Origin of the sequence: Bradyrhizobium sp. SZCCHNRI2009, from assembly GCF_032485115.1 — a bacterium.
Classification (GTDB): Bacteria; Pseudomonadota; Alphaproteobacteria; order Rhizobiales; family Xanthobacteraceae; genus Bradyrhizobium.
This window is the reverse complement of the sequence record NZ_JAUEUH010000009.1, coordinates 66986-86815: the sequence shown is the minus strand read 5'-3', so window position 1 is coordinate 86815 and position 19830 is coordinate 66986. Positions and strand designations below refer to the sequence as shown.

At 66.2% G+C, this 19830-nt stretch carries 20 protein-coding genes and 1 other RNA gene; 13 read left to right on the top strand and 8 right to left on the bottom strand.

Features of this window, described 5'->3' with window-relative positions:
* Window positions 1-18 precede the first annotated feature (18 nt).
* The 9 genes from yidC to dapE all read left to right on the top strand — a co-directional run bounded on the left by yidC (window position 19) and on the right by dapE (window position 9079).
* Window positions 19-1884: a membrane protein insertase YidC gene (yidC, locus tag QX041_RS27965; RefSeq protein WP_315715362.1), complete on the top strand. Its 1866-nt coding sequence runs from the start codon at window positions 19-21 to the stop codon at window positions 1882-1884.
* 145 nt (window positions 1885-2029) lie between these two features.
* Window positions 2030-2689 (top strand): ribosome biogenesis GTP-binding protein YihA/YsxC, encoded by a 660-nt coding sequence (yihA, locus tag QX041_RS27960; RefSeq protein WP_315715361.1) that lies wholly within the window; start codon window positions 2030-2032, stop codon window positions 2687-2689.
* Window positions 2686-3057 (top strand): DUF423 domain-containing protein, encoded by a 372-nt coding sequence (locus tag QX041_RS27955; RefSeq protein WP_316167277.1) that lies wholly within the window; start codon window positions 2686-2688, stop codon window positions 3055-3057. The genes yihA and QX041_RS27955 overlap by 4 nt, the downstream gene beginning before the upstream one ends.
* Before the next feature lie 75 nt (window positions 3058-3132).
* Window positions 3133-4029, top strand: a complete 897-nt coding sequence (gene argB / locus QX041_RS27950) for an acetylglutamate kinase (protein ID WP_012047096.1) — start codon at window positions 3133-3135, stop codon at window positions 4027-4029.
* Between the two features lie 80 nt (window positions 4030-4109).
* Window positions 4110-5174, top strand: coding sequence for a DUF1036 domain-containing protein (locus tag QX041_RS27945; protein ID WP_315715359.1), 1065 nt, complete (start codon window positions 4110-4112; stop codon window positions 5172-5174).
* A 220-nt stretch (window positions 5175-5394) separates the two neighbouring features.
* Window positions 5395-6087, top strand: a complete 693-nt coding sequence (locus tag QX041_RS27940; protein ID WP_315752205.1) for a pyrimidine 5'-nucleotidase — start codon at window positions 5395-5397, stop codon at window positions 6085-6087.
* A gap of 255 nt (window positions 6088-6342) precedes the next feature.
* On the top strand, window positions 6343-7188 hold the full coding sequence (gene dapD / locus QX041_RS27935) for a 2,3,4,5-tetrahydropyridine-2,6-dicarboxylate N-succinyltransferase (protein ID WP_316167275.1): 846 nt from the start codon (window positions 6343-6345) through the stop codon (window positions 7186-7188).
* A 68-nt stretch (window positions 7189-7256) separates the two neighbouring features.
* A complete protein-coding gene (locus QX041_RS27930) occupies window positions 7257-7907 on the top strand; it encodes a DUF805 domain-containing protein (protein ID WP_316167274.1) in 651 nt (216 codons plus the stop codon).
* A gap of 17 nt (window positions 7908-7924) precedes the next feature.
* A complete protein-coding gene (gene dapE / locus QX041_RS27925; RefSeq protein ID WP_316167273.1) occupies window positions 7925-9079 on the top strand; it encodes a succinyl-diaminopimelate desuccinylase in 1155 nt (384 codons plus the stop codon).
* 121 nt (window positions 9080-9200) lie between these two features.
* Here the strand turns inward: dapE and truA are convergent, their stop codons facing one another.
* From truA to def, 3 genes are all read right to left on the bottom strand, one after another.
* Window positions 9201-9938, bottom strand: a complete 738-nt coding sequence (gene truA, locus QX041_RS27920; protein WP_316167272.1) for a tRNA pseudouridine(38-40) synthase TruA — start codon at window positions 9936-9938, stop codon at window positions 9201-9203.
* A 120-nt stretch (window positions 9939-10058) separates the two neighbouring features.
* Window positions 10059-10994, bottom strand: a complete 936-nt coding sequence (gene fmt / locus QX041_RS27915) for a methionyl-tRNA formyltransferase (protein WP_316167270.1) — start codon at window positions 10992-10994, stop codon at window positions 10059-10061.
* 141 nt (window positions 10995-11135) lie between these two features.
* The gene (def, locus tag QX041_RS27910) at window positions 11136-11663 is read right to left on the bottom strand and encodes a peptide deformylase (protein WP_315715353.1); all 528 of its coding nucleotides are present in this window, start codon (window positions 11661-11663) and stop codon (window positions 11136-11138) included.
* Between the two features lie 169 nt (window positions 11664-11832).
* Here def and QX041_RS27905 point away from each other — a divergent pair, with 169 nt between their 5' ends.
* Window positions 11833-13068: a DNA recombination protein RmuC gene (locus tag QX041_RS27905; protein ID WP_316167269.1), complete on the top strand. Its 1236-nt coding sequence runs from the start codon at window positions 11833-11835 to the stop codon at window positions 13066-13068.
* 117 nt (window positions 13069-13185) lie between these two features.
* A complete protein-coding gene (locus tag QX041_RS27900; RefSeq protein ID WP_316167268.1) occupies window positions 13186-14571 on the top strand; it encodes an AmpG family muropeptide MFS transporter in 1386 nt (461 codons plus the stop codon).
* A 159-nt stretch (window positions 14572-14730) separates the two neighbouring features.
* Here the strand turns inward: QX041_RS27900 and QX041_RS27895 are convergent, their stop codons facing one another.
* The 5 genes from QX041_RS27895 to ffs all read right to left on the bottom strand — a co-directional run bounded on the left by QX041_RS27895 (window position 14731) and on the right by ffs (window position 18292).
* Window positions 14731-15156: a hypothetical protein gene (locus tag QX041_RS27895; RefSeq protein WP_315715350.1), complete on the bottom strand. Its 426-nt coding sequence runs from the start codon at window positions 15154-15156 to the stop codon at window positions 14731-14733.
* Between the two features lie 20 nt (window positions 15157-15176).
* On the bottom strand, window positions 15177-15776 hold the full coding sequence (gene recR / locus QX041_RS27890) for a recombination mediator RecR (RefSeq protein WP_315715349.1): 600 nt from the start codon (window positions 15774-15776) through the stop codon (window positions 15177-15179).
* A 25-nt stretch (window positions 15777-15801) separates the two neighbouring features.
* The gene (locus tag QX041_RS27885) at window positions 15802-16122 is read right to left on the bottom strand and encodes a YbaB/EbfC family nucleoid-associated protein (protein WP_315715348.1); all 321 of its coding nucleotides are present in this window, start codon (window positions 16120-16122) and stop codon (window positions 15802-15804) included.
* A gap of 103 nt (window positions 16123-16225) precedes the next feature.
* Window positions 16226-18064 carry a DNA polymerase III subunit gamma/tau gene (locus QX041_RS27880; RefSeq protein WP_316167267.1) on the bottom strand — a complete coding sequence of 613 codons (1839 nt, stop codon included), beginning with the start codon at window positions 18062-18064 and terminating at the stop codon, window positions 16226-16228.
* Window positions 18065-18195: 131 nt separating this feature from the next.
* Window positions 18196-18292, bottom strand: an RNA gene (gene ffs / locus QX041_RS27875) — signal recognition particle sRNA small type.
* A 145-nt stretch (window positions 18293-18437) separates the two neighbouring features.
* Between ffs and QX041_RS27870 the strand changes: the two genes are divergently transcribed.
* Together QX041_RS27870 and nudC are read left to right on the top strand one after the other, a co-directional pair.
* Window positions 18438-18857: an HIT family protein gene (locus tag QX041_RS27870; RefSeq protein WP_315752213.1), complete on the top strand. Its 420-nt coding sequence runs from the start codon at window positions 18438-18440 to the stop codon at window positions 18855-18857.
* Between the two features lie 3 nt (window positions 18858-18860).
* Window positions 18861-19805, top strand: a complete 945-nt coding sequence (gene nudC / locus QX041_RS27865; protein ID WP_315752214.1) for an NAD(+) diphosphatase — start codon at window positions 18861-18863, stop codon at window positions 19803-19805.
* Window positions 19806-19830 lie beyond the last annotated feature (25 nt).

Below are 19830 nucleotides of genomic sequence, written 5' to 3'. Positions count from 1 at the left end.
CGAGACGATAAGAAAACGATGACCGACAATCGCAACACCATCCTCGCCGTCATTCTGTCCGGCCTCGTGCTGATCCTTTGGCAGGTCTTCTACAACGGACCGCAGATGGAGAAGCAGCGCGCGCAGGCCCAGATGCAGGCCGAGCTCGCCAAGAAGCAGGCGCCGGCAACGCAGCCTGACAGCGCCGCGCCGTCGGCCACCCCGCAGCCGGGCGCGGCCGCGACCGGCAGCCCGAGCGCGCCGGGCGGCGCCGTGACCAGCACCGGCGTGATGCCGCGCGACACCGCCATCGCCGCCACGCCGCGCGTCAAGATCGACACACCGCGGCTGACCGGCAGCATCTCACTCAAGGGCGCACGCATCGACGACCTGGCCTTCGTGCAGTACCGCGAGACGGTCGATCCGAAATCGCCGGCGATCGTGCTGTTCTCCCCGTCCAACACCGCCGAGCCCTATTACGCCGAGTTCGGCTGGGTGAACGCCGCCGGCGCCAAGGTGCAGGTGCCCGACCAGAACACCGTCTGGCAGCAGGACGGCTCGAATGCGCTGACGCCGTCGACCCCGGTGAAGCTGACCACCACCAACGGCGACGGCCTGACTTTCCAGCGCACCATCAGCGTCGACGATCACTATCTCTTCACCATCAAGGACGACGTCACCAACGCCGGCAACGCACCGGTGACGCTGTATCCCTACGGCCTGATCTCCCGCCACGGCACGCCGCACGTGTCGGGCTATTACATCCTGCACGAAGGCCTGATCGGCTATCTCGGCGAGAAGGGCCTGCAGGAGTTCACCTACAAGAAGATGGACGACGAGAAGGCGGCGAAGTTCGACGTCACCAATGGCTGGCTCGGCATCACCGACAAATATTGGGCGGCGGCGCTGCTGCCGATGACCGATGCGCGGCTGCAGGCAAACTATTCGTCGAAGCTGGTCGACAACCAGCATCGCTACCAGACCGACTATGTCGAGACCCCGCAGACAGTGCCGGCCGGCGGCTCGGCGTCGGTCTCCACCCGGCTGTTCGCCGGCGCCAAGGAGGCCGGCGTGGTCGGCATCAACTTCCCGATCGGCGGCCTCGGCGGCTACAATCAGAAGCTCGCGCTGAACCATTTCGATCTCTTGATCGACTGGGGCTGGTTCTACTTCCTGACCAAGCCGATGTTCCTGGCGCTCGACTTCTTCTTCCGCTTCTTCGGCAATTTCGGCGTCTCGATCCTGCTGGTGACGGTGCTGGTGAAGGCCCTGTTCTTCCCGCTCGCCAACAAGTCCTATGCCTCGATGGCCAAGATGAAGGCGATCCAGCCGCAGCTCCAGGCGCTGAAAGAGCGCTATCCGGACGACCGGATGAAGCAGCAGCAGGAGATGATGGAGATCTACAAGAAGGAGAAGATCAACCCGGTCGCCGGCTGTCTCCCGGTCGTGCTGCAGATCCCGGTGTTCTTCTCGCTCTACAAGGTTCTCTTCGTCACGATCGAGATGCGGCACGCGCCGTTCATCAGCTGGATCAAGGATCTCTCGGCTCCGGATCCGACCAATCTGTTCACGCTGTTCGGCCTGATCCCGTTCGATCCGACGCAGCTGCCGCTGTTCGGTCACTACCTGGCGCTCGGCATCTGGCCGATCATCATGGGCATCACGATGTGGTTCCAGATGAAGCTGAACCCGACGCCGCCCGATCCGACCCAGGCGATGATCTTCAACTGGATGCCGCTGATCTTCACCTTCATGCTCGCGGGCTTCCCGGCCGGCCTCGTGATCTACTGGGCCTGGAACAACACGCTCTCGGTGCTGCAGCAGGGCTTCATCATGCGCCGCAATGGCGTGAAGGTGGAGCTGTTCGACAACATCCGCGGCACGTTCAAAAAAAAAGCGGCGTGACGAGTAAGGCGGCGTGAGCCGCTGAAGCAACCAACCATCTACCGTCATGGCCGGGCTTGTCCCGGCCATCCACGTTTTGATATCCCGCGCAATGGGCGTGGATGCCCGGGTCAAGCCCGGGCATGACGAAGAGCGAGGCCTTGTCATGACCACCAGCCACGACACCGACGAGCGCCTGATCGAAAAAGGCCGCAAGCTGTTCGCCCAATCGTGGCGCTTCACCCATGCATCTCCCTCGATCGAAAGCCTGCCGCCGATGGGGGCGATCGAGGTCGCCTTCGCCGGCCGCTCCAATGTCGGCAAGTCCAGCCTGATCAACGCGCTGACCGGCCAGAACGCGCTGGCGCGCACCTCGCATACGCCGGGCCGCACCCAGGAGCTGATCTTCTTCGAGGGGCCCGAGCATGCGCCGCTGCGGCTGGTCGACATGCCCGGCTATGGATATGCCGCCGCGGCGAAGACCAAGGTCGCGTCCTGGACCGAGCTGATCCACAAATTCCTGCTCGGCCGCGCCTCTCTCGCCCGCGTCTATGTGCTGATCGATGCCCGTCATGGGCTGAAGGAAGTCGATCAGGAGATCCTCAAGACGCTGGACCGGTCCGCCGTCAGCTATCAGCTCGTCCTGACCAAGGCCGACCAGATCAAGCCGGCTGAGCTCGCAAGCCGGATCGCCGAGACCGAGGCCGCGCTCGCCAAGCATCCGGCGGCGTTTCCTCACGTGCTGGCGACGTCGTCACGATCCGGCACCGGCATGCCGGAGCTGCGTGCCGCCATGGTGCGGCTGCTGGAAGAGCGCAGCACATGATGACGCCGTGGCGAATCCTGGCCGCAATGGCCGGGCTGATGGGCGCCGCCGGCGTCGCGCTGGCGGCCAAGGCCGCGCACGAGCCCGACGCAGCGCGGCTCGCGACCGCCTCCACCATGCTGCTGTTCCACGCCTGCGCCCTGCTCGGCACCATCGCTCTGGCAGAGCGCGGCGTGGTTCATCGGCGCATCGGCCTGGTCACGGCGATCGGCTTCGCGCTCGGCCCGGCCCTGTTCGCCGGCGACCTCCTGATGCGGCAGTTCACCGGCAATCGGCTGTTTCCGTTCGCGGCGCCGATCGGCGGTAGCTTGCAGATCGCGAGCTGGCTCGCACTCGCGGTCTGCGCGCTGTGGCCGCGGCGGGCGTGATCCGGCGCTTTGCGCCGCGGGCGGCAATCGGCTAGAACGCGGCGCGACGCCCCCGACAGCCGAGACCTCCCAGACATGACCGACGCGACCACCATCAGCCCGCTCGATCAGGCCCGCATCCTGTCCGAAGCGCTCCCGCACATGCAGGAGTACGACGACGAAACCATCGTCATCAAATATGGCGGCCACGCCATGGGCGACGAGGACACCGCAAAAGCGTTCGCGCGCGACATCGTGCTGCTGGAGCAGACCGCGATCAATCCGGTGGTGGTGCATGGCGGCGGCCCGCAGATCGCGACCATGCTCAAGCGCCTCGGCATCGTCTCCGAATTCGCCGCCGGCCTGCGCATCACGGACGCGGCGACGATCGAGATCGTCGAGATGGTGCTGGCCGGCTCGATCAACAAGCAGCTGGTCGGCTACATCAACGAGGCCGGCGGCAAGGCCGTCGGGCTGTGCGGCAAGGACGGCAACATGGTGCGCGCGGTCAAGGCGACCCGCACCATGGTCGATCCTGACAGTCACATCGAGAAGGTGGTCGATCTCGGCTTCGTCGGCGAGCCGGACAAGGTCGATCTGACGCTGCTGAATCAGCTGATCGGCTACGAGCTGATCCCGATCCTCGCACCGCTTGCGACTTCGAAGGAAGGCCAGACCTTCAACGTGAACGCCGATACGTTCGCCGGGGCCGTGGCCGGTGCGCTGAAGGCCAAGCGCCTCCTGCTGCTCACCGACGTGCCCGGCGTGCTCGACAAGTCGAAGAAGCTGATTCCGGAATTGTCGGTGAAGGACGCACGCAAGCTGATCGCCGACGGCACCATCTCCGGCGGCATGATCCCGAAGGTCGAGACCTGCATCTACGCACTCGAGCAGGGCGTGCAGGGCGTCGTCATCCTGGACGGCAAGGTGCAGCATGCCGTGCTGCTCGAGCTGTTCACCAACCAGGGCACGGGCACGCTGATCCACAAGTGAGCAGCCACCACCATCTCTCGCCGTCATGGCCGGGCTTGTCCCGGCCATCCACGTTGTTCGGCGAGTTCGGAGCGAGAAACATGGATGCCCGGGTCAAGCCCGGGCATGACGATGGGGAGAGAGCGGGGCGTATCAAACCCTCCCGGACTCGCGCTCCGCTCAGCCTCACTGTGATCCTTCTGGCCTTGTTCGCCTCCCTCACCCCCGCCCGCGCCGACCTCAAGCTCTGCAACCGAATGAGCTACGTCGTCGAGGCCGCAATCGGCATCGACGAGAAGGCGGCAACCGCGACACGCGGATGGTTCCGGCTCGATCCGGCGACCTGCCGCGTGGTGCTGCAGGGGACGATGACCGCCGACCGCATTCTCCTGCATGCACGCGCGCTCAGCCTCTACGGCGCGTCGCCGCTCGCCGAGAACGGCAACGATCAGCTGTGCGTGGCGGCGGACAATTTCGTCATCGCCGCCGCCCGCCAGTGCCGCACCGGTCAGACGCCGGCGGCGTTCACGCAGGTGACGCCGAGCAAGGCCGACGACGGCACCCTGATCGCCTATCTCGCCGAGAGCGCAGAATATGACGACGAGCAGGCGCGGCTCGCCGGCATCCAGCGGCTGCTCGGCATCGCCGGCTATGACGCCTCGCCGATCGACGGCGTCGACGGGCCGAAGACGCAAGCCGCGCTCGCGGCGTTCCTGAAAAGCCGCGGGCTGTCATCCGACGTCGTGTCGCAGCCGAATTTCTTCGCGACCATGGTGGACGCGGTGCAGACGCCCTCACCCACCGGGCTGACCTGGTGCAACGACACCCCGCACAAGGTCATGGCGGCGGTCGGCACCGACGACGGCCGCACCGTGGTCAGCCGCGGCTGGTACCGCATCGATGCCGGCAAATGCCTGCATCCCGACATCACCGGGCAGCCGAAGAAGGTCTACAGCTTCGCCGAGGCGGTCGACGATGAGAACCGCACCATCAAACTGAAGAACAAGCCGCTGAACTGGGGCGGGCTGGTGCAGCTCTGCACCCGCGAGAACAAGTTCGAGACATCAGAGCAGGGCGACTGCCCGAGCCGCGGTTTCACCGCCACCGGATTCACCGCCGTCGACATCACCCGCGGCGGCAAGACGCTGCGCTTCGCGTTGCCGTGATGGGCATAGCGATGTTGCCCACGTTGCCACCACACCCACAGCTGTCATCCCGGCGAACGCCGGGATCCATAACCACCGGCCGAGGTTTGGGCCATCGGCATCAGCCATCATGCCGCAAGATAGCTTCCGCGGTATGGGTCCCGGCGTTCGCCGGGACGACAGCGGAATATGCCGCCCTAGCCGGGCATGATGACCGAAGGCAGGATGGACCGACGCCCACATGACAAAATCCCCTCGCGCCTTCGATCACGTCGACACCTGGGTGTTCGACCTCGACAACACGCTGTATCCGCATCACGTCAATCTGTGGCAGCAGGTCGATGCCAGGATCGGCGAGTTCGTCTCCAACTGGCTCAAGGTCGATGCGGAGGAGGCGCGCCGCATCCAGAAGGACTACTACCGCCGGTACGGCACCACGATGCGCGGCATGATGACCGAGCATGGCGTGCACGCCGACGACTTCCTCGCCTACGTGCACAAGATCGACCACTCGCCGCTGGAGCCGAACCCGGCGATGGGCGCGGCGATCGAGAAGCTGCCTGGGCGCAAGCTGATCCTGACCAACGGCTCGGTCGACCACGTCGACGCGGTGCTGGCGCGGCTCGGCATTGCCGCGCATTTCCACGGCGTATTCGACATCATCGCCGCCGAGTTGACGCCGAAGCCGGCGCGCGAGACCTATGACAAATTCCTCAAGCTCCATGACGTCGATCCTGCCAGGGCCACGATGTTCGAGGATCTCGCCCGCAATCTCGTCGTCCCGCACGACCTCGGCATGACGACCGTGCTGGTAGTGCCCGACGGCACCAAGGAGGTGGTGCGCGAGGACTGGGAGCTGGCGGGGCGCGACGATCCGCATGTCGATCATGTCACGGACGATCTGACCGGGTTCTTGCAGCGGCTGGTGGGGTGAAACCCGCCACGCATTGAGCTGTCATTCCGGGACGATGCGAAGCATCGAACCCGCAATCTCGAGATTCCGGGCCTGGTCCTTCGGACCATCCCGGAATGACGGAGCACGATAAGCCGCACCTCCCGCGCGGACGGCCCCCGCCACCGATGCGTCCTTGACTCTCCGGGTCCAAATCCCGAAAAAGCCGCCCTGCCCACCATGCTCGTACACGGCCGTCCCCGGCTTTCTGCCCAGGGACCAAGCGAGGATCGACCGATGTCACTGTCCGCCCTGGAATCCACCATCAACAGCGCCTTCGATGCCCGTGATGGCGTCTCGACCACGACCAAGGGCGAGGTCCGCGACGCCGTGGAGAGCGCGCTCGAGCTGCTCGACAAGGGCGAGGCCCGGGTCGCTGAGCGCGGCACTGACGGCAAGTGGAGCGTCAACCAGTGGCTCAAGAAGGCCGTGCTGCTGTCGTTCCGCCTCAACGACATGAGCGTGATCCCCGGCGGCCCCGGCCAGGCGTCGTGGTGGGACAAGGTGCCGTCGAAGTTCGAGGGCTGGGGCGAGAACCGCTTTCGCGACGCCGGCTTCCGCGCCGTGCCCGGCGCGATCGTGCGCCGCTCGGCCTTCATCGCCAGGAACGTCGTGCTGATGCCGTCCTTCGTCAATCTCGGCGCCTATGTCGACGAGGCGGCCATGGTCGACACCTGGTCGACGGTCGGCTCCTGTGCCCAGATCGGCAAGCGCGTGCACATCTCCGGCGGCGTCGGCATCGGCGGCGTACTGGAGCCGCTGCAGGCCGGCCCCGTGATCATCGAGGATGACTGCTTCATCGGCGCGCGCTCGGAGGTTGCCGAGGGCGTGGTCGTCCGCAAGGGAGCGGTGCTGTCGATGGGCGTTTTCCTGGGCGCGTCGACCAAGATCGTCGACCGAGAGACGGGCGAGGTTTTCGTCGGCGAGGTGCCGGAATATGCCGTCGTGGTGCCGGGCGCGCTGCCGGGCAAGCCGATGAAGAACGGCCAGATCGGCCCATCCACCGCCTGCGCCGTCATCGTCAAGCGCGTCGACGAGCGCACCCGCTCCAAGACCTCGATCAACGAGCTGTTGCGCGACTGATTGAACCGCGGCTGCGGCCGCAGCAACGAATCTCCGGGCCGGCCAAGCCATCGGTCCGGAGGACGTCCATGGACTGGACCTGGTTTCTGTTTCGCTTCCACGGCCGGATCAACCGCGCCAAGCTCTGGCTGTCGTTGCTGGTGGTGCTCTGCTGGATGGTCTTTGCCGCCGCGCTGGCGGCGGGCGCGAGCAGGCTGCTGGGCGGCCCGACGGCCTTCAGCTTCAATCTGACCGACATCTTCGCGGTCCTCGACCCGGACACCTTTCGCGGCCTGACCCGCGCCGATATCGTCCACGCCACCTTCCACGTCATCCTCACCCCCGTGTTCGTCTGGGTGTTTGCCGCAGGCGCCATCAAGCGGCTGCATGACCGCGACAGGAGCGGCTGGTGGACGGTTCCGTTCTTCGTCGTGCCCGGGCTGGTCAACCAGTACGCGGAGCGCATTCCCGGGACGGTCATTCCCGCGATCGTGGGCGGCGCTGGTGCGCTGCTCTCGCTGTGGGCCTTCATCGAATTGTACTGCCTTGCCGGCGATCCCTGGACCAATCGCTTCGGGCCCAATCCGTTGCCGAAGGTCCGATCCAGCGAACGCTCCCGCCAGCCAAGACCGCCCGCGCCCGCCTGGAACCAGCACAAGGAGCTGGAGTTCACCCCGCACGTTGCGAGCCCGCCGCGAGGGGAAGCGGCAATCGGCAGCACTAGCCCGCCGGCAAAATAGCATGTTAAGCGAAAGGCATGACCGATGCCCTCGCCATCACCCGCGACCTGATCCGCTGCCCCTCCGTGACCCCGGCCGATGCCGGCGCGCTTGGCGTGCTCGAGGCCCTGCTGAAAGGGGCGGGCTTCACGACGCATCGCGTGACGTTCTCCGAAGCAGGCACCGCCGACATCGACAACCTCTATGCCCGCATCGGCACCGACGGGCCGCACATCACGTTCGCCGGCCACACCGATGTGGTGCCGCCCGGCGATGAAGCGGCGTGGAGCCTGCCGGCGTTCTCGGGCGAGGTGAAGGACGGCTACATCTATGGCCGTGGCGCCGTCGACATGAAGGGCGGCATCGCCTGCAGCGTCGCGGCTGCACTCGACTATCTGCGCGATCACAGCGGACAGCCGAAGGGCTCGATCTCGTTCCTGATCACCGGCGACGAGGAGGACGTCTCGATCAACGGCACCATCAAGCTGTTGAAGTGGGCGGCCGAGCGCGGCGAGCGGTTCGACCATTGCGTGCTCGGCGAGCCGTCCAATCAAGAGGTCATGGGCGACTGCATCAAGATCGGCCGCCGCGGCTCGCAGTCCGGCACCTTGATCGTCGAGGGCAAGCAGGGCCACGTCGCCTACCCGCACCGCGCCTCCAACCCGGTGCCGGACATCTCGCGCCTGATCGTGGCCTTGTCGGACGAACCGCTCGACAACGGCAGCGCGCAGTTCCAGCCGTCGAATCTCGAATTCACCACCGTCGATGTCGGCAACACCGCCAGCAACGTCATTCCCGGACTGGCGCGGGCGAAGTTCAACATCCGCTACAATGACTGCCATACGCAGGAGACGCTGCGCGCGCTGGTCGAGGAGCGGCTGACGAAGGCCTGCGGCAATCGCATCCGCGCCCGCATCGACTGGCTGCCGTCGAACTCCAACGTGTTCCTGACCAAGCCCGGACCGTTCACCGACCTCGCGGTTGCGGCGATCGAGAGCGTGACGGGCCGCAAGCCGGAGCTCTCTACCACCGGCGGCACCTCCGACGCGCGCTTCATCTCGAGCTACTGCCCGGTGATCGAGTTCGGCCTGGTCGGCCAGACCATGCACCAGATCGACGAGCGCGCCTCGGTCGCCGACATCGCCACCCTGACGAAGATCTATCGCGGCATTCTCGATCGCTACTTCGCGTGACCCCCTCTCTGCGCATCATTGCGAGCGCAGCGAAGGAATCCAGGAGGTCTCCGCGGCAGCGATCTCGATCGCTTGGCGCCTCAATTGTGCGCCACCGCGATCTCGACCGGAACGGCCGCAATTAGTAGTCGACCTTCACGAGGTAAAGCCCTTCCGGCGGCGCGACGACGCCGCAGGCGGCGCGGTTGCGCGCGGCGAGCGCGGCGGCCAGATCATCGGCGGTCCAGCGACCCCGCCCGACCCACACCAGTGAGCCGACCATCGAGCGGACCTGGCTATGCAGATAGGAGCGGGCGGAGGTGAGGATGGTGATCGCATCGCCGTCCCTCACGACGTCGAGCTGATCCAGCGTCTTCTCCGGCGATTTCGCCTGGCATTCGGTATCGCGGAACGTCGTGAAGTCGTGCTTGCCGATCAGCCGCTGCGCGGCTGCATGCATTGCATCGGAATCGAGCCGCTGCGGCACCCGCCAGACGCGGCCGACCTCCAGCGCGAGGTTGGAGCGGCGATTGACGATCCGGTAACGGTAGTGCCGCCTGCGCGCGGAGAACCGCGCTTCGAAGGTGTCGGGCATGATCTCGGCGGCGAGCACCGCGACCGGGTTCGGCCGCAGATGCGCGTTGAGCGCGTCGCGCAGCTTGTCCGGGCGGAACTCCTTGGCGATGTCGCAATGCGCAACCTGGCCGGTAGCGTGGACGCCGGCGTCGGTGCGGCCTGAGCCGTGCACACGCGTGGGCACGCCGCAGGTCGCCTGCACCGCCGCTTCGAGCGCGCCCTGCACCGACGGCAAGGTCTCCTGCAGCTGCCAGCCGCAGAACGGCGCGCCGTCATATTCGATGGTGAGCTTGTAGCGGGGCATTCGGTCTATTGCTGCCGTCATCGCCCACGCAGGCGGGCGATCCAGTATTCGCCGACGTCTCGGCGCGACAATGCACGTCTCAGCGTACTGGATACCCCGCTTTCGCGGGGTATGACAGCGTTACGAAAAACGAGCACCGCGATTCAATGGGGTGCCGCGCAGGAAATCCGCGGCCTTCATCGGGCCCTTGCCGGCGCGCTGCAGCTCGGTGATGCGGATCGCGCCGTCGGCGCAGGCGATGGTGAGCTGGTCATCCAGAACAGTGCCGGGCGCGCCCGCGCCGCCGGCCTGCTCACAGCGCAGCATCTTCAGCCGTACCGCCTCGCCGTCGAGCACGACCTCGCTCCAGGCGCCGGGAAATGGCGACAGGCCGTGGATGTGCCGCAGCACCGTATGCGCCGGCTTCGTCCAATCGATCCGCGCCTCCGCCTTCTCGATCTTGGCAGCGTAGGTGACGCCCTCCTCGGCCTGCTTCGTCAACGTCAGCCCGCCGCGCTCCAGCGCCGCCATCGCGCGCACCATCAGGTCGGCACCGATCCGCGAGAGGCGATCGTGCAGATCGGACGCCGTCATCGCGTCGGTGATGGGCAGACGCTCGGCCATCGCAACGTCGCCGGTGTCGAGACCGACATCCATCTTCATGACCATCACGCCGCTTTCAGCGTCCCCTGCCATGATGGCACGGTTGATCGGCGCGGCGCCGCGCCAGCGTGGCAGCAACGAGGCGTGGAGGTTGTAGCAGCCGAGTTTCGGTGCATCGAGAATCGCCTGCGGCAGGATCATGCCATAGGCGACGACAACGGCGGCATCGGCCTCATGGGCGCGGAACGCAGCCAGCGCGTCCTCGGTCTTCAGCGTCTTCGGCGTGAGCACGGGAATGCCGAGCCGGCGCGCCTCGGTCTCGATCGGCGTCGGCACCAGCGCCAGGCCGCGGCGGCCGCCGGGTTTGGGCGCGCGCGTATAGACCGCCGCGATCTCGTGGCCGTGGCCGGCGAGTTCGAGCAGGGTCGGCACGGCGAAATCCGGCGTGCCCATGAAGATCAGGCGAAGCGGCATCTGGTGGAAGATCCTGCATTGCCGAATCCTCCGCGTCATGGCCGGGCTTGTCCCGGTCATCCACGTCGAGCTGCCTGTAACGCGCGGCGCGACGTAGATGCCCGGGTCAAGCCCGGGCATGACGGAGGAGAGAGTTGATCGTTACTCGCTGGCGCGCTTGGCGGCCTTGGCGAACTTCTTCATCACGCGGTCGCGCTTGAGCTTCGACAGATAGTCGATGAACAGCACGCCGTTGAGATGGTCGATCTCGTGCTGGATGCAGGTGGCGTAGAGCCCCTCGGCATCCTCCTCGCGAACCAGCCCGTCGAGATCGGTGAAGCGCACGCGCACCCGCGCCGGCCGCTCGACCTCCTCGTAATATTCGGGGATCGACAGGCAGCCTTCCTCGTAGACCGACAGCTCGTCCGACTTGGCAACGATCTCCGGATTGATGAAGACGCGCGGCTCGCGCTTGCCTTCCCCGTTCGCGTCGGGCTTGGCCAGATCCATGGTGATGACGCGCAGCGGCTGCGCGACCTGAATCGCTGCGAGCCCGATGCCAGGCGCGTCGTACATGGTCTGAAACATGTCGTCGACCAGCTGCCGGATCTCCGGCGTGACCTTCTCGACCGGCTTGGACACCAGCCGCAACTGCCGGTCCGGCAGAATGATGATTTCTCTTAGGGACATGGCGCGCGATTTAAGCCGCGGAACCGGCGCGGTCAATGTGATGGCTCGCAGTTAAGACTTCGCTAACCATGAATTTCAACGCCTCGTTAACCATGATTCTTAACCTGGCCTTAACCATAAATGTTCTCTCTTCGTTCGCGAGCTTGTGCGAATCGGATAGACGGGCGTGATGACCGCCGCCAGCCAGTCCCTCAATCCTGTCGTCATCATGATCGGCGACCTTCCGGTCCGCGCCAGCGATGCGCTGATCGGATTTGGCGTGCTGGTGGTGCTGCTGCTCGTGATGATCGTGGCGGCCGTGGTGCGTTCCGGCCGGCGCGGCGCCGAGCTCGCGGCCCAGCAGGCGATGCGCAGCGATGAGATCGAACGACGGTTCAGCGAGATGATCCGCGTCCAGAGCGAGGCCTCCGGCCGGGTCGACGCGATGGCGCAGCTGCTCGCCGGCCGGCAGGTTGATCTTGCCCGCAGCGTCAACGAGCGGCTCGATGCGGTGACTCATCGCGTCGGACAGTCGATGGAGCAGAGTACGCGCCACACCATGGATAGTCTGCGCGTGCTGCACGAGCGGCTCGGCATCATCGACAATGCCCACCGTGATCTCAGCGAGCTGACGACCCAGGTCACGACCCTGCGCGACGTCCTCGCCAACAAGCAGTCGCGCGGCGCGTTCGGCCAGGCGCGGATGGAGGCGATCGTGCAGGACGGACTTCCGAAGGGCAGCTACGCGTTCCAGTACACGCTCGCCAGCGGCAAGCGGCCGGACTGCGTCGTGTTCCTGCCCGACGCGCGACCGCTGTGCATCGACGCCAAGTTTCCGTTGGAAGCCGTGACCGCGCTGCATGATGCGGAGACGGACGAGGAGAAGCGCACCGCCGCACAGCGCCTGCGTACCGACGTGCTGCGTCACGTCAACGACATCGCGGAGAAATATCTGGTGGTCGGCGAGACGCAGGACACCGCGCTGATGTTCGTGCCGTCGGAATCGGTCTATGCCGAGATCCATGATGGCTTCGACGACGTCATCCAGAAAGCGTATCGCGCGCGCGTCGTGCTGGTGTCGCCGTCGCTGCTGATGCTCGCGATCCAGGTCATGCAGCAGATCATGAAGGACGCACGCATCCGCGACGCCGCCGACCAGATCCGCAACGAGGTGATCCATCTCGGGGACGATCTCGGCCGCCTGCGCGAGCGCGTGCTCAAGCTGCAGAAGCATTTCGGCGATGTCGGCGAGGACATCCGCCAGATCCTCATCTCGGCCGACAAGATCGAGAAGCGCGCCGCCCGCATCGAGGAGCTCGACTTCAGCAAACAGGACACGCCGGTGGAGTCGCCACGCATCGCGCCGGCTACGGGCACCGCGCCGGATTTGTTTCCGCTGGCGGGACGCGTGCAGGCGGGGGAGTGATTGGGTAGCTCGCCCTTGTCGCAGCTTGAATTTTGCCAAGACTGTCATCGCCCGGCTCGCGGACGATGACAGCTGAGATGGAGAGCGTTTCTTGCGCCAATCTGCTACCACCCATCCATGACCGTACCTGAGGCTTCTTCCGACATCACCGCGACCGGCGCAAAGCCCGAGGCTGCGCCAAAAGCCCCCACCTGGCGCGAGAGCATGGCCGTCTATCTACAGCCGCGCGTGCTCGTGGTGCTGTTCCTCGGATTTTCGTCGGGGCTGCCGCTGGCCCTGTCCGGCTCGACCTTGCAGATCTGGATGCGCGAACTCGGCGTCGACCTCGGGACCATCGGGCTATTCGCGCTCGTCGGCACGCCCTACACGCTGAAATTCCTCTGGGCGCCGCTTGTCGACGCGCTGCACGTGCCGCTGCTGACGCGCGCCTTCGGGCGGCGGCGCGGCTGGCTGGTGTTCGCGCAACTGCTGCTGATCGCCGCCATCCTGCTGCTGGCGTTGACCGACCCGGCGCACGCGCCGTTCATGGTGGCGCTGGCCGCGCTGCTGGTCGCCGCGATGTCGGCGACCCAGGACATCGTGGTCGATGCCTTCCGCGTCGAGAGCCTGCCGGAGAGTGAGCAGGCCGCGGGCATGGCGGCGTATGTCGCCGCCTACCGCATCGGCATGCTGGTCTCGACCGCCGGCGCACTGGTGGTGGTCAGTGCATTCGAGAACTCGGGGCTGACGCGTCCGTCGTCCTGGATGTGGGGCTATGTTGCGATGGCCGGACTGGTGCTGATCGGCACGATCACGGCCCTCGCGGCGACCGAGCCGGCCCAGTCGCAGCAGGCGGAGGCCGCGATGGGTGCGGACACCGCGCTCACCCGCGTGATGCATGCGGCTGCCGGAGCCTTCGTCGAGTTCCTCGGCCGACGTGATGCGCTCACGGCGCTCGCCTTCGTCGTGCTGTTCAAGTTCACTGACGCCTTCTCCGGCACGATGACCGCGCCGTTCGTGATCGATCTCGGTTTCAGCAAGGTCGACTACGCCGCGATCGTGAAAGGCGTCGGCCTCGCCGCCACGCTCGCCGGCGGCTTTGCCGGCGGCTTCGTCGCGCGGCGCTATTCGCTCGCCATCAGCCTGTGGATCGGCGGCATCGTGCAGGCGCTGGCCAACCTGTCGTTCTCATGGCTCGCCATCGTCGGCGTCAATCAGTGGGCGCTGGCGCTGGCGATCTCCGCGGAGAACCTCACCAGCGCGATCGGCACCGTGATCTTCGTCGCCTATCTCTCTGCGCTGTGCCAGAACCCGCTGCACACCGCGACCCAATATGCGCTGCTCACCGCGCTCGCCGCGGTTGGACGAACCTATCTGTCATCGGGCGCGGGCTATGTGGCGAAAGCGACCGGCTGGCCTGCATTCTTCGTCATCTGCGTGCTCGTCGCGATCCCGAGCCTCGTGCTGCTCGCTTGGCTGCAACGGCGTGGGCATTTCGATGATTTGGGGCCGGTGAAGTTGTAGCTGCCGCCTCACCGTCAACTGTCGTCACTCGCGAAGGCGGATGACCCAGTATTCCAGAGACGTCAGCTATCAACCGAGGGCCGCGGCGTACTGGATCGCCCGGTCGAGCCGGGCGATGACTGCAGAAGTCAGGAGGCGGCGCTCGCAGCGTCCCAAGTGTCACCGCTTCACCAAGCTCCACTTGGTCACGACCGCCTCGCTCATCTGCCCCGCATCCTGGGCGCAGGCGATCTCGTCGACCTTGACCGCGATCTGCTTGCCGAGCAGGCCCTTGAGCTGCGAGGCCTGCGCCGTGTTCGCGGTGACGAGCTGGAACGTCTCCGGTCCGGTCTCGAGATTGCACAGCCCGCTCGGCGGCGGCAGGCGGCGCGGCTCGCTGGTGATCTGATAGGCGGCGGAGGGCTGGCCCGATTTGGCGCCTTTCAGCTTCAGCGCCGTCAGCTCGCCCGACAGCACGTCACCGGCATTGAGCGGACGCCCCGCCTTCTGCGGTGCCTCGCTTTGCTGCGCCAGCACCGACGGCGCCGAGAGTGCCGCCAGAATCGCGCCCAAAGCCAGCCGTTTGCCGAATCCGCGTTTCGTCATCAATTCACTTCCGTCTGTGCTTAGAACAAGGTCCGCTGCCGCATCGCGGCCGAGAGCGTGCCTTCGTCGAGATAGTCGAGCTCGCCGCCGACCGGCACGCCATGCGCCAGCCGCGTGACCTTGACGTTCGCCTCCTGCAGGAGGTCGGTGATGTAGTGCGCCGTCGTCTGGCCGTCGACCGTCGCGTTCAGAGCGAGGATGATCTCCTGCACCTCCGGCGCATGCGCGCGCTGCACCAGCGCGTCGATGGTGAGATCCTGCGGACCGACTCCGTCGAGCGGCGACAAGGTGCCGCCGAGCACGTGATAGCGGCCGTTCGAGGCCTTGGCGCGCTCCAGCGCCCAGAGGTCGGCGACATCGGCGACGACGACGATCATCGCGGGATCGCGCCGCGGATCGGTGCACACCGTGCAGGGATTCTGCGTATCGATGTTGCCGCAGGTCTTGCAGACCTGGATGCGATCGATCGCGACCTGCAGCGCCGAGGCAAGCGGCACCATCAGCGCCTCGCGCTTCTTGATCAGATGCAGGGCGGCGCGCCGCGCCGAACGCGGCCCGAGGCCGGGCAGGCGCGCGAGCAGCTGGATCAGGCGTTCGATCTCAGGACCAGCGACGGCCATCAGTTCACGAATGTCATCAGGTCAACTAACCAAAACCGAAGCCGGGCGGCAGGCCGAGCTTGCCGGTGATGGCCTGCATCTTCTCCTGCATCGCGGCTTCCGCCTTGCGCCGTGCATCGCCATGCGCGGTCACCAGCAGGTCCTCCAGGATCTCGGCCTCCTCCGGCTTGAGCAGCGACGGATCGATCTTGATGCTCTTCACGTCCATCTTGGCGGTCATGCGCACGGCAACCAGACCGCCGCCCGAGATGCCCTCGACCTCGACGTTGCCGAGTTCCTCCTGCATCTCCTGCATCTTCGTCTGCAGCTGCGCCGCCTGTTTCATCATGCCGAGAAAGTCAGCCATCGGAGCACCTCATCATCAGCCATCTGGTTGAGCATGATCTCCGCGCAAACGCCTTTGGCGTTTGTCGCGAGGAAAACCGTTTTCCACTTTTCCGGATCATGCTCTAGAAATCATCATCGTCGGACTCGTCGGGCGGCTCGACAGCACTGGCGTCCGATTCGGGCGGCTCGGGGGCGAGCCGGCGCACTTCGACCACCTTGGTGCCCGGGAACCGCGCCAGGATCTCCTGTACGCGCGGATCGGCCTCCGCCGCCGCCTCTCGCTCGCTCTTGGCGCGCAGATTCTGCTCGCGCAAGGTCGCCTGACCCGGCTCGTTGGAAACGATCACCGTCCAGCGCCGCCCGGTCCAGTCTTCCAGCTTGCGGCCGAGGTCCGAGACAAGCGAGCGCTGCGCCGTCCGTTCCAGCGCGATCTCCAGCCGTCCCTCCTCGAAGCGGACCAGCCGCACGTCCATCTCCAGCGCGCTCTTGGTGATCAGATCACGATTCTTGCCGGCCAGCGCGACGAGTTCCTGAAAGCTCGCGATGCGTAGCGCGGGCTGGTCCTGTGTTGCCGGCGCCGGCTGTGACGACATCGCCTGCGGGCGCATCGAACCGCCGACCGCGGCGAGCGTCGGGCCTTGCGCGCGCGGCGCCTGCATCGGCGCCGACGTCATCACAGGCGGCGTTCCCGCGCTCATGGTGGATGCCGGCGCAGCACGCGCTCCGCCGCCGTTCGTGACAACGGGAGATCCGCCGCCGTTCTGGTCGATCATCCGAATGGCTTCGTCGGGCGTCGGCAGATCGGCCGCGTAGGCAATCCGTACCAGCACCATTTCCGCGGCGGCGGCCGGGCGCGTCGCGCCTTGGGTCTCGGCGATGCCCTTGAGCAGCATCTGCCACATCCGCGACAGCACCCGCATCGACAGCTTGGTGGCGAAGTCGCGCGCGCGCAGCCGCTCGGTCTCGCTGAAGGCGACGTTGTCGGCCGTGGCCGGCACGACCTTCACCCGGGTGACGAAGTTCACGAACTCGGCCAGATCCGACAGCACGACCACGGGGTCGGCGCCGACGTCATATTGCTCGCGGAATTCCTTGAAGGCGGCAGCGATGTCGCCGCTGGCGAGATGGTGGAACAGGTCGATCACGCGGGAGCGGTCGGCGAGGCCCAGCATCTGACGGACATCGTCGGCTCGGACTTCGCCGGCGCTGTGCGCGATCGCCTGATCGAGCAGCGACAACGAATCGCGCACCGAGCCTTCGGCGGCGCGCGCGATGATGCCGAGCGCCTCGGGCTCGATCGTCACGCCTTCCTTGGTCGCGATGCCCGAAAGATGCTTCATCAGCACGTCGGCCTCGACGCGGCGCAGATCGAAGCGCTGGCAGCGCGACAGCACCGTCACCGGCACTTTGCGGATCTCGGTGGTCGCAAACACGAACTTGGCGTGCTCCGGCGGCTCCTCCAAGGTCTTCAGGAAGGCGTTGAACGCCGCTGTCGACAGCATGTGGACTTCGTCGATGATGTAGACCTTGTAGCGCGCGCTGGCCGGCGCATAGCGGACGCTGTCATTGATCTGGCGGACGTCATCGACGCCGGTGTGGGACGCCGCGTCCATCTCGAGGATGTCCATGTGCCGGCTTTCCATGATCGCCTGGCAATGGGTGCCGAGCACCGGCATATGGATGGTCGGCCCCTTCACCGAGCCGTCCGGCAGCTCGTAATTCAATGCGCGGGCGAGAATGCGGGCGGTGGTCGTCTTGCCGACGCCGCGGACGCCGGTCAGAATCCAGGCCTGCGGAATCCGGCCGGTCTCGAACGCGTTCGAGACGGTGCGCACCACGGCCTCCTGGCCGATCAGATCTGCGAAGCTGGAGGGGCGGTATTTGCGCGCCAGCACCCGGTAGGGCTTGGCGGGAGCGTCGGCGCTGTCAGGCGGAACAGGTGGGGCGCCAGCGTCGGTCATCGAGCGATCCGCAAGTGAGCATTCCAGGCCGGCATCGATCGCGATCGTCGACGCAATCAGCCGGAGCGCGGTCGAGCGCCCGCCCTGCGCGGGGTCCCCGCCATCTTTGCGCGATTCGCTCGAGAAAACAGGTAGGAGACTGACGAGCGACCCGATCCGGACCTCGTTAGGGCTGCTTCCTTCCGGACCTGACCCGGTTGGCGAGTGGCTCGTCCACCGCCAATCTCCCGCTGCCTATTTGGGGCCAAATGGTCCGGAAAGCAAGCGCGAGCTTCGCCGGCCTAGTCTACCGCCCCGCGGGCTTGTGCCGCAGCTCGGAAAGGCTTTAGGTGCCCGCGAGCTCCCCACCTGACCATCCGCCAGGAACCGCCGCATGCCCGAATCAGCCTGGTCGCTGCATCCGCAACTTGCGAAGGATACGATCGACATTGGCGACCTGCCGCTGTCCCGCGTGCTGGTGATCAAGGACGCGAACTATCCTTGGCTGCTGCTGGTGCCGCGGCGCGAGGGCGCGGTCGAGATCATCGATCTCGACGAGGTCGCGCAGGCGCAGCTGATGACCGAGATCACGCGGGCGTCACGCGCGCTCAAAGAGATCACCAAATGCGACAAGCTCAACGTCGCCGCGCTCGGCAACATGGTGCCGCAGTTGCACGTCCACATCATCGCGCGACGCACAAGTGACGTGGCCTGGCCGCGACCGGTGTGGGGCGCCGCGCCCGCTGTGCCCCACGATGCGCAGGAGGTGCAGCAGTTCATCAGCGCTATCAGGCGCAAGATCTGGCTAGGGTGAGAGATGTCGCCATTCGACTTGTTTCCGTTGGGCAAGCCGGCCTTCGTCGGCCATCCGATCGATCGCGCCGCCCATCTGCGCTTCCATGACGAGAGGCTGCTCGGCTTCGAGAGCAAGCCGTCGACGCGGGCCTATGTCGTGCATCGCGATTCGCTGGTGCTGAAGCGCGAGGGCGACAAGCTGCGCGCGCTGCTGTCGATCGACGAGGCGCTGAAATTCGGTGCCAATCCGGGAACGATCTTCCTCGGGCTGCAGGACGGCGCGGCGGTGTTCGGCATGGGCATCTCGCCGGCGGCCGTCGAGAAGCTCGCCGGGCGCGACGATGTGGCGGTCACCGAGCTGCGCGGGGTGGCGATGCAGGGCGCGATCCCCGTCGACCAGTTGGCGACGATCGCGATGGCGAAGTCCCTGGTATCATGGCATCAGCGCCACGGCTTCTGCGCAAATTGCGGCGCCAAGACCGCGATGCGCGAGGGCGGCTGGAAGCGCGAATGCCCGAGCTGCAAGACGGAGCATTTCCCGCGCACCGATCCGGTCGTGATCTCGCTGGTCGCCTCGGGCGACAAGTGCCTGCTCGGGCGGCAGAAGCAGTTTCCGGCCGGCATGTATTCCTGCCTCGCCGGCTTCGTCGAGGCGGCCGAGACGATCGAGGACGCCGTCCGGCGCGAGGTGTTCGAAGAATCGGGCATTCGCTGTACCGACGTGACTTATTACATGACCCAGCCTTGGCCCTATCCGTCGTCGTTGATGATCGGTTGCAGCGCCCGAGCGCTCAACGAAGACATCGTCATCGACCGCACCGAGCTCGAGGACGTGCGCTGGTTCAGCCGCGACGAGGCCCGGCAGATGCTGCTGCGGCAGCATCCGGATGGCTTGGCGGGACCGCATCCGTTCGCCATTGCTCATCATCTGGTCGGCCGCTGGCTGAAGGAGAACGACGAGCGGTAACAAGAAACCAGCCCGGCGCTCTGCG

Excerpts from the sequence above, each read along its gene's own strand:
- yidC (WP_315715362.1), top strand. The coding sequence starts at position 19 with ATGACCGACAATCGCAACACCATCCTCGCCGTCATTCTGTCCGGCCTC.
- yihA (WP_315715361.1), top strand. The coding sequence starts at position 2,030 with ATGACCACCAGCCACGACACCGACGAGCGCCTGATCGAAAAAGGCCGC.
- QX041_RS27955 (WP_316167277.1), top strand. The coding sequence starts at position 2,686 with ATGATGACGCCGTGGCGAATCCTGGCCGCAATGGCCGGGCTGATGGGC.
- argB (WP_012047096.1), top strand. The coding sequence starts at position 3,133 with ATGACCGACGCGACCACCATCAGCCCGCTCGATCAGGCCCGCATCCTG.
- QX041_RS27945 (WP_315715359.1), top strand. The coding sequence starts at position 4,110 with ATGGATGCCCGGGTCAAGCCCGGGCATGACGATGGGGAGAGAGCGGGG.
- QX041_RS27940 (WP_315752205.1), top strand. The coding sequence starts at position 5,395 with ATGACAAAATCCCCTCGCGCCTTCGATCACGTCGACACCTGGGTGTTC.
- dapD (WP_316167275.1), top strand. The coding sequence starts at position 6,343 with ATGTCACTGTCCGCCCTGGAATCCACCATCAACAGCGCCTTCGATGCC.
- QX041_RS27930 (WP_316167274.1), top strand. The coding sequence starts at position 7,257 with ATGGACTGGACCTGGTTTCTGTTTCGCTTCCACGGCCGGATCAACCGC.
- dapE (WP_316167273.1), top strand. The coding sequence starts at position 7,925 with ATGACCGATGCCCTCGCCATCACCCGCGACCTGATCCGCTGCCCCTCC.
- truA (WP_316167272.1), bottom strand. The coding sequence starts at position 9,938 with ATGCCCCGCTACAAGCTCACCATCGAATATGACGGCGCGCCGTTCTGC.
- fmt (WP_316167270.1), bottom strand. The coding sequence starts at position 10,994 with ATGCCGCTTCGCCTGATCTTCATGGGCACGCCGGATTTCGCCGTGCCG.
- def (WP_315715353.1), bottom strand. The coding sequence starts at position 11,663 with ATGTCCCTAAGAGAAATCATCATTCTGCCGGACCGGCAGTTGCGGCTG.
- QX041_RS27905 (WP_316167269.1), top strand. The coding sequence starts at position 11,833 with ATGACCGCCGCCAGCCAGTCCCTCAATCCTGTCGTCATCATGATCGGC.
- QX041_RS27900 (WP_316167268.1), top strand. The coding sequence starts at position 13,186 with ATGACCGTACCTGAGGCTTCTTCCGACATCACCGCGACCGGCGCAAAG.
- QX041_RS27895 (WP_315715350.1), bottom strand. The coding sequence starts at position 15,156 with ATGACGAAACGCGGATTCGGCAAACGGCTGGCTTTGGGCGCGATTCTG.
- recR (WP_315715349.1), bottom strand. The coding sequence starts at position 15,776 with ATGGCCGTCGCTGGTCCTGAGATCGAACGCCTGATCCAGCTGCTCGCG.
- QX041_RS27885 (WP_315715348.1), bottom strand. The coding sequence starts at position 16,122 with ATGGCTGACTTTCTCGGCATGATGAAACAGGCGGCGCAGCTGCAGACG.
- QX041_RS27880 (WP_316167267.1), bottom strand. The coding sequence starts at position 18,064 with ATGACCGACGCTGGCGCCCCACCTGTTCCGCCTGACAGCGCCGACGCT.
- QX041_RS27870 (WP_315752213.1), top strand. The coding sequence starts at position 18,438 with ATGCCCGAATCAGCCTGGTCGCTGCATCCGCAACTTGCGAAGGATACG.
- nudC (WP_315752214.1), top strand. The coding sequence starts at position 18,861 with ATGTCGCCATTCGACTTGTTTCCGTTGGGCAAGCCGGCCTTCGTCGGC.